The sequence below is a fragment of the Nitrosomonas sp. genome (genome assembly GCF_043753625.1).
Classification (GTDB): Bacteria; Pseudomonadota; Gammaproteobacteria; order Burkholderiales; family Nitrosomonadaceae; genus Nitrosomonas.
In genome coordinates this window covers 1-9,127 of the sequence record NZ_JAYUWI010000146.1, presented here as the reverse complement: position 1 = coordinate 9,127, position 9,127 = coordinate 1, and the positions used below count along the sequence as shown (strand labels likewise).

Genomic DNA, 9,127 nt, shown 5'->3' with positions numbered 1-9,127 from the left:
ATGGCTGCTGCCGCCTGGAATATAAAACAATGGCTATTGACCATTGTTTGGCTCTTTCTTCCATGGCGGGAAATGCGGATTTCTTAAATTCTTCGATGGGAAAAGATCGAATCGCTTGATTTTGTCTTTATTAACACGCCGCCTTTTGATACGGCTGATCCAAAAGAGCGATTGATGCAGTTTTTTAGGGTCGACTAATTATGATTTTTGTTTTGTGGCCTTGTGGTGTGTGTTGCCGGTATGGGATTCGTGATTCGGTATCTGATCCAAGTGGTGTGTCAACAGCCTGTCAGTACCAGAGAGGGGGCATTATATCCGCGCTATGCTGTACCACGCCATCATCATGAATCTGTTCACTATAAGTAATTAACACTCAACCATTCTGCTTTAGGCTAATTCCAATAACTTCTGTACGCCGACCGGTTCTTCTTTAAGCAAAGGCACGACGGCATAGCGTTGTGCGTGAATAGACGAAACTGTTTCGATTTGTGCTAGCTCGTTACTAGCGCGCTGGCACAATAAGGGTGAATGGACAGTTGTTGCAGCAACGCTGTTATTAATGATCCACGCCCACGGCTCAATACCGGCACGGCGCAAATCGGCTTGCAGGTTGGCAGCTTCGAGTACTGGCGTTGTTTCCGCCAGTGTTACCAGCAGTATTTTGGTTTGCTTGGGGTTTTGCAGTTGCATCATCGGCGTTGCGTAGTGCACGATAGAGCTGTCCATTTTTTTGATGACCTCGCGGTGATAAGCACCGGTAGCATCCAATAATAATAAGGTGTGCCCGGTCGGTGCGGTGTCCATCACGACAAATTTCTTACCCGCTTCGCGGATTATTCGTGAGAATGCCTGAAATACCGCAATTTCTTCGGTGCAAGGCGAGCGTAAATCTTCTTCCAGTAAGGCTTGGCCTTTGGCATCCAGATGTGCGCCCTTGGATTTCAGGACATGCTGACGGTAACGCTCGGTTTCCACATGCGGATCAATCCGGTCTACCGCTAGATTAGCCATCGCTCCATTTAGCGTTTCACTCAAATGCGCTGCCGGGTCAGAGGTGGTCAGATGCACTGGCAAGCCACGATGCGCCAGGTTCAAGGCTATAGCCGCAGCAAGTGTGGTTTTGCCAACACCGCCTTTGCCCATGAGCATGATTAAACCGCATCCATCCTTGGCAATTTCATCAGTCAAGCTGGATAAACTGGGGAATGGGATTGCAGTATGCGTAAATTCATTGCCGCTTTCGTCAGGCGAAGCATCAACCAGTAATTTCCGTAACGCGGTCAATCCGACCAGATTAAATGGTTTAAGTACAATGCGGTCGCAAGGCAATTGGTTGAGAACTTTCGGCATGGCCGCCAGAGCATCTTGTTCGCGCTGGAAGATTGCAGCAGCTAAAGGATCTCGTGACGTTTCAGCTTGCGGTAACACGCCATTGATGACCAGAAATTGTTTCGTCAAGCCGATAACCGTTAATTCTTCATGCGTCCGCGCCACCTCGCGTAACGTGGCTTGTTGCGCACGAGCCACCAATATTAATCGGCTACGCTCCGAGTCAGCGAGAGCATCTACTGCTGCTTTGTACTGAGCACGCTGTTTTTCCAGACCAGCCAATGGGCCAAGACAAGAGGCATCGCCTTTGCCTGCCGCAAGAAAATCACTCCACGCGCCGGGTAATTGCAGCAGCCGAATGGTGTGGCCGGTTGGTGCGGTGTCGAAGATAATATGATCGTAGTTCGCAGTCAGCACCGAATCGGTCAAAAGCGCGGTAAATTCATCGAAAGCGGCTATCTCGGTCGTGCACGCACCGGATAATTGCTCTTCGATACCTTTGACTACCGCATCCGGCAGCACACCGCGAACCGGACCGACAATGCGGTCGCGGTAAGCTTGGGCTGCCGCTTGCGGGTCGATTTCCAAAGCGGCCAAACGGGGGACTGCGGTAATCGCCGTAACCTGATTTCCAATCGTGATACCGAATACCTGGCCAACGTTAGAAGCCGGATCGGTGCTGACCAATAACACCCGCCGACCGGCATCAGCCAGTGTTATCGCCGTGGCGCAAGCCAATGACGTTTTGCCGACCCCGCCTTTGCCGGTAAAAAACAGGAAACGCGGTGGTTGATTGAGAAATTTGAGTTTGGTCATGAGGCGGGATTGTGTTAGCAACAGCCGCCGCAACAACTCGATTCTTCGACTTCCTCCTCCAGGGGGATCCCCGCCCAACGCGCCAGTTCGCTACGTTGCGGGTAGCGGCCTGCCAATGCGACCTCTCCGTCTACCAGTATTAATGGCAGCGCCTCGGCACCGGAGCGTTCCAGGAATCCTTTCACCGTAGAATTGTCTGCAAAAGCCATGGGTTGCTGTGCCAGATTAAAACGCTCAATTGCAACATCGTGCTGTTTGACCCAATCGACATCAGCGGAAAAACCGACCAGTTCCTGGTCTACGTCGGAACCGCAAACGCCTGAGCTACAGCATGAAGCAGGGTCAAATACATGAATAGTTGTCATTTTTATTCTTCAATGGTTGAGGTAATAAAGTTTCCATATGATCCACTTCACACAGAATAGAAATGGATGTTCGCCTGCAGATTATCGACTGCGATAGGAGCATGAAAGCTTTTCATCCTGCTATTTTTGGTCAAATATTCAGCTGATCTTTTCATCACAGCAAACCTCGGCGGAACTGCACGAAATCTCGATGCAGCAATTCTCGGTGAGATAGCCCAATAACGCATTCATGGTTACAAAATTCGCCGAGTAATAAATAAAGCGGCTTTCCTGCCGAGCAATGACCAGCTCTGCATGCGTCAATTCTTTCAGATGAAAAGATAGCGTTGCATTAGGAATGTTTAATTCTTTGGCAAGCTGCCCGGCCGGAAGTCCTGATTGCCCAGCCTGGACCAGCGTCCGGAATATCGTGAGGCGGGTTTCTTGTGCTAGGGCGGCCAGCGCTTTAATTGCAATATCCATTTCCATATTTCCATAATATTGGAAATATATAGTGATGTCAATTTTTCTTTAACACGCTTTCGGTCATTGCAGAACGATTTCGAATGAAAGTTTTTTGTGTAAATTACTCATGGCTCATGGTACAAATACGCAAATGGATAAAATACAGTTACAGTCGACGATTACCTGCCCGAATTGCGGGTTCCAAAAATTGGAAACGATGCCTACAGATGCTTGCCAGTTCTTTTACGAGTGTGAATCTTGTCGGCAGTTGCTTCGCCCCAGGGCAGGGGATTGCTGTGTTTACTGCTCTTATGGTGATGTGCCGTGCCCGCCAATTCAGCAGTCTGGTAGAAATCTATCCTGTTGTTCGGACTAACGCAGCACAATCAAGGAATAATCGAGTTATGCCTCATTGAAACCTGTTGCGCGTCTCTCCGGGGCAGGGAATTAGAACGGGAAGCAGCTTATTGGTTTTGCCGTCCGGGGGTAAAGGCGCGGGATGAATGTGGCCCTGCAAGCGCAGCTTGCAGGTAGTCCGGCTGACAGAGAGGTTAGGTGTCGCGACCGATAATGTCACGTAGTTCCTCAATGGTGTATGCCGGGTTATGCTGGTGGAGCATCGCGTGGCCATTTGGGCATACTGGGCGCAGGTCTGTGGTGGGATTCACCTTGTACTCTTGCCAATCGAAGACAACTCGAGCAAGTGGTGAACGTGTATGAATACTTCGCCTATCTGGCCATAGCGTTGCGCGAAATCGAAGCCACAGACCGAACATTGTGTGCCAAAGTGTTTTATGCAGAGAGTTCTCGCCACGCTATTTCGCTCGAGAGCGTTGACATATCCTCTTCTCATTCAGCTTCTGAATGAGAAATACCGATCAATCAAAGCTCAATCCGGTTTCTTCCATAAATACGGCCAATCCGTTAAGCACCTTTTGGATATCGGTTATATCGAGTCCGATGGATTTGGCTGTACTTTCCATTAGCGGATCGTCCCGTTTCTCGTTATAAATGCCGTATCCGGCGCATTTTGCCAGCAGATTCCCTAACGATACGGCAAGCAATTCTCGTGTAACGGATGTTGCCTGGTCGAGGGCGTCGTGAAATTGTGCGACTATCGTGATTTCAGGCGGTAACTTCCAGACTTCCAGGAGCTTGTGGCCAAATTGACCGTGGTGCTTATCCAGAAAGTCATCCAGAGCATCCTTAGGAATAGCCGGATCAATGACTTCCTGGGCTTGCAGCTCCGAGATGATCTGTAGCAGAAAGAGCTTGCCGATATCGTGCATCAGACCCATGAAGAACACTTCGCTGGGTTTTGAGAGCTTTGCAAGTTGTGCGATCAGGTAAGAAGCGTGTGCGCACGCTACGCCATGTTTCCACAGGTCTTTCAAGACGTCCTGGTAATTCGGGTTGCGAGCCATATATAAAGCGCGATTCGCGATGATATCGACGTATTCCTTGGTGGTATTCAGACCCAGAACATTAATCGCTTGGTCGACCGTGGTGCTTTGCCGCAGTCCGCCGTAGTGTGGAGAATTGGCTACGCTGATCAGCTTGGCGCTGATCACCATGTCTTTTCTGAGTAATACTGTGATTTCTTCCATCCCGGCATCTCTCTGCATCAATCGATCCATCTCAAGACTGATACTGGGAAAACTCGGCAGATTGATTTCCCCGCTATTTAAACGTTTGGCAATTTCCTGCAACATGGGGGCACGTTTTTGTTGATTGGTTGACAGTGCCTTATCAATTGAACGCACTTCAGCTTCATCACCAGATTTTGCTTTGAGTTGTGCTTCTAACTCCGCAATACGCGCCTTTTGAGTCATGATAGTGCGCTTCAATTCTCGCTGATTACTAAAAGAAAAGAGCATTTCTCGCACGGCCATTTCTAACACAGAATTTAGCTTGTCGGTTTTGACGCAATAGTTGAACGCGCCGATTCGACGTGCCTCAATGGCGCATTGTGGGTCATCAGGAGGAGTAATAAGCAGGACGGGGATATAGGCTTTACTGCAAACCTCCATCAGAAAATCTAGGCCTTGCGCCTGCGTAAAATTTACATCCAGGATGATGGCATCAATCCCGTCGAGATTAACTGGCTTGTTATCCCAAGAGACCATTAAATGCAAAGTATATTTGCTGAGTACTGCCTGGATGGAATCCAGCTCATTCCGTTGATTGTTACAAATTAATATCTTATTCATCATAACCCTTAAAATTACAAATTCATAATACCGAATACTTTGAAATGCTTACTTCAAAGTTATAGTACAAACGTCATTATATTGTCGGATAGATTACCTAAAACTTTACAATAATTCCTACAGATAATTTTATGTTTTGAGATCTAAAGTGGCTTGCGCAATTTGATTGCAGTCATGCTTTTCTCATGGATTGTATTGTGGCGTGTACGATGATTGGAATTTAAAAATGTAGATGTAGCTCATTTCTGACTTAAGAATGAATGCGAATAATCTACTGCGTCATTTTCAGTGACCCAAATAGCCGATACCTGATTGCGTGGATTACTTCATGACGCAATAGTCTCTTAATGGGTACAATACCGGCAATTCGCGAAAACTCTCGCTTTATGGTTACGAACCCAAACATGTCGACTCAATCTTTAGATTCTTCCCAATTACGCATCACCATCGACCCGGCCTCGCTGGGGTTTTCAGATACTTCGGAATTACTGCAACGGCCGTTATCCTGGATCGGACAGGAACGGGCGGAAGTGGCTGCGCGTTTTGGTCTTGGCATGATGCAACCGGATTATCATTTGTTTGTGCTGGGGGAAGCGGGATCGGGACGCACTTCCTTGCTGCATCAAGCGATGATTGACGCAGCGGCTGTCCAGCCAGCGCCAGCGGATTTGTGCTACTTGTATAATTTTATCGCGCCTGAGAAGCCGTTGGCTTTGTACTTGCCTGCCGGGCAGGGGCGAGTGCTGCGCCAATCGCTATTGCAAGTGGCAAAATCGCTACCGGCGGAAATTGCGCAATGCTTGGGCGGGCAAGACTTCAAGCTCAAAAGTGATCGTGCTGAGAAGAAATTCAAAGCGGAAGCAGCCCAAGCTTACGCCAAGCTGGACAAGATTGCGGAATCACTGCATTTCACCATTCACCGCGAAGACGAACAAATTGTTTTTACTTTGCTGGATGAAAAGGGCGAGATTCTCACCGCGGAAAATTTATTAAAGCTGCCCAAGGCACGCCGGACTGAAATCGAGCAGGCCGAACAAGCGTTACATGAGGCGATTGTGCTGTATTTTAAAGAATTCCAGCGCGTTGAGAAAGACAAGAGTGTAACGCTGGCTGCACTCCAGCGTCACAGCGTGCAACCTTTGTTGAATCTTGCGTTGCAGAAAATTCAAGATGGATTGCAGAAACAGGCGCGGCTGAAGACTTATTTTGAACAGATGGAGTCGGATATTCTCGATAATCTGGCGCTGTTTGAAACGAACAGTGCCGATGAAGCGAAGCGGGAAACGGCATTGCATCAGATTTTCTCGCGCTATCAGATCAATCTCGTCGTGGATAATGCGGACTTGCACGGAGCGCCGGTTATTATTGAAGATAACCCCTCCGCGTATGCATTGTTTGGCAGTATTGATTATCAGTTTGAGGAAGGCAAACTAAAAACCAATTTCATGCGTATTCGCGCCGGCAGTTTATTAAAGGCGGATGGCGGTTTTCTCATGTTACACCTGGATGATTTGCTGACGGATGGCCAGTTATGGGTAAAGCTGCGGCGATTCTTGCGCAGTAAGCGACTACAAATCGAAGAGCCCGGCTCGGCATTAACCGCCAATACGCCCGTATCCCTGGAACCGGAGGCGGTGGATGTGAATGTCAAGGTCGTCTTGATCGGGTCACGGGATGAATATTATGAATTGGAGGAAATTGACCCTGAGTTCATGCGGCGCTTCCGTGTGAAAGTGGATTTTGCCGGAAGCTTCATCGCCAGCGCGGAGACATACCAGGCATCGTCTGTTTTTGTCGCGCACGCCTGTGATGATGCAAAATTGCCGCATTTTTCTGCGGCTGCCGTCGCGCGGTTACTGGAGGAATCGCACCGGGAAGTGGAGGATCAAAAACGCCAAAGCGCAATTTTTGCGCGTACCGAAATGCTGGTGCTGGAGAGTGCTGCCTTATGCAGTGCCCGTCACGGGCATATCGTGGAAGTTGCGGATATTTCCGCAGCGCTTCAGGCGCGCACACTCCGCCATAATTATCCGGATTTGCGTTTGCAGGAATCCATTATGGAAGGCGAAATCGCCATTGCATTACACGGCGCAGAAGTAGGGCAACTCAACGCATTGACGCAGATCGATTTGGGCGATCATCGCTTTGGCGCGCCGGTGCGACTTACTGCACGCACTTTTGCCGGGGAAGACGGGATACTGAATATCGCCCGTGAAGTTGATATGTCTGGACCGATTCACGATAAGGGCATGCTGATATTACAAAATTACCTGACCGGACTCTTTACGCATATTGCACCGATTGCACTCAGTGCGTCGATTGTTTTTGAGCAGGAATATTCCAGCATCGAAGGGGACTCCGCTTCCTGCGCCGAGCTTTTTGTCTTGCTGTCATCGCTGGCGGAAGCGCCGCTGAAACAGAGTATTGCGGTGACCGGTGCGCTGAATCAATACGGTGAGGTGCTACCGGTTGGCGGGATTAACGACAAGATTGAAGGTTATTTCAAACTGTGTGAAAAAATGGGTTTGAATGGTGAGCAAGGTGTGCTGATTCCGCATCATAACCGGCAGCACCTGGTACTGGATCACAAAATTATTGAAGCCGTTGAAAACGGCTTGTTTGCGATTTATACGATGGAGCATGTCACCCAAGGACTGGAATTGCTAACCGGCTGCCCAGCGGGACTCACCGAACAAAGCCGGACAATGGGTTACTCACCGGATACGGTTCTGGGGTATGCGCAGCGAGCATTGCTGGTTTTCCGCCGTGCTTGTCAGTTGACCCAACACCCTAAAACCGAGCATCGACGGCTGCCGTCGCGTGCAGAGAAATAAACGTTACAAAGTGGTTTCATCACTTTCGTATATCAGGGATGTGCAGGTGAGGTTTGATTTAGAAATGTGCGTTTACCGGGTAATCGACCCTAAGCAGTAGGTTTCTCAGGGTCGATCGCTTGCCGTTATTGCATAATATTTTAAATCACGACGAAATCTGCATTCGTCATGGCTAAACCAACCCCAACAGTAGCGATTTGTGTCGCCACACCAGCGCTGTTGGCATCGGCGTCATAAAGCAACGCCCCCGTAATGTTGTTGTAGATGATGAAATCATTAGCATCCGAAGCCAAAGTGCCGATTTTAAACTGACCAGCCGCCAATGGACCCGTAGTTATCAAAGCAGTGAAGACCGCATTTTCCAGTTGAATCGTGTCATCCACCACAACAAAATCGGTGATCGCGTCGATGTGGCCTGCGTTAGTGAATTTGAATGTGTCTTGACCGCCGCCGCCGGTGAGCGTGTTATTGCCTGTGCCCCCATCGAGTGTATCGTTACCTGCGCCACCGCTCAGTTGATTCGCTGCTGAATTTCCAATCAAAATGTTGGCCAACCCATTGCCGTTACCATTGACTGCCGAAGCCCCTGTCAGCGTTAGGTTTTCTACATTGGCAGGCAAGGTGCGAGTGATGCTGCTACTGATTTTGTCTGTGCCTTCATTGAGATTTTCAGTAACGATATCACCGGCGTTATCAACAATATAATTATCATTACCAAGGCCACCAATCATGTTGTCAGCACCTGCTTTGCCATCCAGCGTGTCGTTACCTAAACCCCCATTCAATTGATTGGCTGCTGAATTGCCAGTCAATTTGTTGTTAAGATCATTGCCAGCTCCATTGATAGCCAACGTGCCTGTCAATGTGAGATTTTCTACATTGAGGGGTAAGGTGTAGCTGATACCGCTTTTGACGGTGTCTGTTCCTTCATTCAGGTTTTCAGTAATGACGACGCCTACATTATCGATAATATAAGTGTCGTTACCTAAACCACCTCTTAATGAGTCACTGCCACCCTTGCCGTTGATGATGTCGTTAAATTGAGTTCCTTTGATAGCCTCACTAGATGCGCTGCCAGTCATGGGTAATCCGCCAGTGAGAGAAATCGGGTCATTGTCACCAATTTTTA

At 48.7% G+C, this 9,127-nt stretch carries 9 protein-coding genes; 3 read left to right on the top strand and 6 right to left on the bottom strand.

What is annotated here, in order from left to right:
* Window positions 1–387: 387 nt before the first annotated feature.
* The 3 genes from arsA to ACH10T_RS12450 form a co-directional block, all read right to left on the bottom strand.
* On the bottom strand, window positions 388–2,145 hold the full coding sequence (arsA, locus tag ACH10T_RS12460) for an arsenical pump-driving ATPase (protein WP_394809587.1): 1,758 nt from the start codon (window positions 2,143–2,145) through the stop codon (window positions 388–390).
* A 14-nt stretch (window positions 2,146–2,159) separates the two neighbouring features.
* The gene (gene arsD / locus ACH10T_RS12455) at window positions 2,160–2,510 is read right to left on the bottom strand and encodes an arsenite efflux transporter metallochaperone ArsD (RefSeq protein ID WP_013965271.1); all 351 of its coding nucleotides are present in this window, start codon (window positions 2,508–2,510) and stop codon (window positions 2,160–2,162) included.
* A 138-nt stretch (window positions 2,511–2,648) separates the two neighbouring features.
* Window positions 2,649–2,978 carry an ArsR/SmtB family transcription factor gene (locus ACH10T_RS12450; protein ID WP_394809586.1) on the bottom strand — a complete coding sequence of 110 codons (330 nt, stop codon included), beginning with the start codon at window positions 2,976–2,978 and terminating at the stop codon, window positions 2,649–2,651.
* A 127-nt stretch (window positions 2,979–3,105) separates the two neighbouring features.
* Here ACH10T_RS12450 and ACH10T_RS12445 point away from each other — a divergent pair, with 127 nt between their 5' ends.
* Complete coding sequence (locus ACH10T_RS12445) at window positions 3,106–3,330, top strand: GDCCVxC domain-containing (seleno)protein (protein WP_394809585.1); 225 nt, start codon at window positions 3,106–3,108, stop codon at window positions 3,328–3,330.
* Between the two features lie 33 nt (window positions 3,331–3,363).
* Here the strand turns inward: ACH10T_RS12445 and ACH10T_RS12440 are convergent, their stop codons facing one another.
* Complete coding sequence (locus ACH10T_RS12440) at window positions 3,364–3,531, bottom strand: hypothetical protein (RefSeq protein ID WP_394809584.1); 168 nt, start codon at window positions 3,529–3,531, stop codon at window positions 3,364–3,366.
* Between the two features lie 18 nt (window positions 3,532–3,549).
* Between ACH10T_RS12440 and ACH10T_RS12435 the strand changes: the two genes are divergently transcribed.
* Entirely contained in the window at window positions 3,550–3,822 is a 273-nt protein-coding gene (locus tag ACH10T_RS12435) for a hypothetical protein (RefSeq protein ID WP_394809583.1), read from the top strand.
* Window positions 3,823–3,832: 10 nt separating this feature from the next.
* Here the strand turns inward: ACH10T_RS12435 and ACH10T_RS12430 are convergent, their stop codons facing one another.
* Window positions 3,833–5,164 carry an HDOD domain-containing protein gene (locus tag ACH10T_RS12430; RefSeq protein ID WP_394809582.1) on the bottom strand — a complete coding sequence of 444 codons (1,332 nt, stop codon included), beginning with the start codon at window positions 5,162–5,164 and terminating at the stop codon, window positions 3,833–3,835.
* Window positions 5,165–5,568: 404 nt separating this feature from the next.
* Between ACH10T_RS12430 and ACH10T_RS12425 the strand changes: the two genes are divergently transcribed.
* Complete coding sequence (locus tag ACH10T_RS12425; RefSeq protein ID WP_394809581.1) at window positions 5,569–7,998, top strand: Lon protease family protein; 2,430 nt, start codon at window positions 5,569–5,571, stop codon at window positions 7,996–7,998.
* A gap of 140 nt (window positions 7,999–8,138) precedes the next feature.
* Here ACH10T_RS12425 and ACH10T_RS12420 read toward each other — a convergent pair.
* Window positions 8,139–9,127: calcium-binding protein (locus ACH10T_RS12420; protein WP_394809580.1), on the bottom strand; the 989-nt coding region annotated here is incomplete at its 5' end.